3 pseudogenes are annotated in these 1773 nt (G+C 71.2%); 1 reads left to right on the forward strand and 2 read right to left on the reverse strand.

Annotated elements, in window-relative coordinates:
* Positions 1–102 (reverse strand): annotated as a pseudogene (locus tag JNW91_RS33360) (S16 family serine protease); the annotation flags it as partial.
* 225 nt (positions 103–327) lie between these two features.
* Positions 328–788: pseudogene (locus tag JNW91_RS31265) on the reverse strand (hypothetical protein).
* An 826-nt stretch (positions 789–1614) separates the two neighbouring features.
* Between JNW91_RS31265 and JNW91_RS32920 the strand changes: the two are divergent.
* Positions 1615–1773, forward strand: a pseudogene (locus JNW91_RS32920) (prepilin peptidase); the annotation flags it as partial.

Consider the following 1773-nt stretch of genomic DNA (forward strand, 5'->3'; position numbering starts at 1 on the left):
GAGCCGACGCCCGTTGGAGCGCAGGTACGACAGGGCGATGTGCGCCGACTCCTTCATCACGTCGCCGAGCTGGCCGGTCAGGGTCAGCCCCGGCTCGCCTCCATCGTGGCGGTGCTGCGCGACGGCGAGGTCATCGTCTCGCCGCTTCCCAGACGCTGCAGTCGGGCTGGTCCGGCGGGCAGCCGGCTCCCGGGTCGGCACGTCGGGCGGCCGCGGCCGGCACGGTGGCGCCGACCACCAGCAGCAGCGCGAGGGCGATCCCGGCGAGCGCCCGGCGGGGCGCCCCGGCCCGGGGGGCAGAAGCCGGGACGTCCCTTCCTCCCCAGGTCAGCACGGCTGGTCCGGTGCGTCGCGCCGGAGTTGATCAGCCACCGGCCGTCCGGAAACCGCGTCGCGGTGGCGGTGGAGAGGTGCCTGCCGCCCCCGGTGCCCGGGACCACCCGCCTGTCCTTGGCGTAGACCAGCCGGTAGCCGGTCGTGTCCAGGCAGTCCTGGATCTCCACGGTGGCCGGCTTCGCGTCCAGGCTGACCGCGGTCACGGTGGGGTCGGACTTCAACGCCCCGGTACGCATCGCGCCGTGCTCCTTAGCCTGGCGAATGGAGATTCGGACCCGAGTCAGCAGTGGATCAGCGAGAAACCTGGAGAGTTCCGGCGCTCGCGGATCACTGCGTACGCTCGCCGTACGGGAGGCCGCGAGATAACCGGAGTACGCGTCCAGCGCCGCCTTTTCGGCGGCTCGGCGTTCGACATCCGGATCGGCCTGTTGCCCGTCCTCCCGGGCCGCCATCGGCCTTTCGACGGCTTCCCGTCCGCTGGCGCAGGCCGTGACCGGCAGCGCCGCCACGGCCGCCAGCAGGCAGATTGCCGCTCGTCTGAGCTGCGTCCGCGCACCGTCGAGCCTCCTCGTGGTCGCCCGACGCGGTGACGGATCACTGCCGCCGGGCATGCGGAAACGCGCCCGGATCACCACATCCCGAGCTGTTCATTGCGCTTCTGCATTCACCGTTACGGATCTTCTACAAATGCAAGGTCCTGTGTCGTCCGGTTGTTGTAGTGAGGCTTGCGTCACACTCAAGGGGCGAGCATAAGCTGACGCTCGCCGATGCAACAGAGGCAATTCAATCGAACACTCTCCGTGATGGCAGGTGGTGGTGACGGGTGTCCGTGCTGCATCCCGGGCATTGGCCGAATGGGCGGTCGCCAATGATCGGGCCTGGTTGGGTCGGCGGGGGTCGCAGACGCCCTTCCGCCGGGCGCGGGAGTGGGACATCGCGGCGTCATCCCGGCATCAGACCGGCCCTCGCGGCCAGTGAACCCGCCGCGCGGATCGACGAGGCCACTGACCCGGCGTCGGCCCGGGAGGCCCCTCGACGCCCTGCCGGGCAGGTCGCTTTCTGCGCCATCCGCCACACCGAAGCGATCGTTCAGTCACGATCCGTGTTCACGTCGGTGGGGAAAACCGTGCGGTCGGGGCGGCCGACATGGCACTGAGTGGCCCTCCGGCGGCCGTTCCGGGGCAGGAAAACCCACCCGATCGGAGCCGACGCAATGCACGAACGGCACGACGCGGCTCGGCTGCGGGTCACGTCCGGCTCCCGACAGTGCTCGCGATCATGGCGGTCAGCCCGTTGCTGCGGTTGGCGGCCGTGCGTCACGCCGTAGCGTCGGGCACCGCCAACCGGGCCGGCTGCGACGCCTGCGGCGCGCCGATCGGCCTGACCCGGCCCTGGCCGGCTCTCGGCCCGACCGCCCGGTGCGGTCGCTGCCGGACC

The sequence above is a fragment of the Micromonospora parastrephiae genome (assembly GCF_016802865.1).
Taxonomy (GTDB): domain Bacteria; phylum Actinomycetota; class Actinomycetes; order Mycobacteriales; family Micromonosporaceae; genus Micromonospora; species Micromonospora parastrephiae.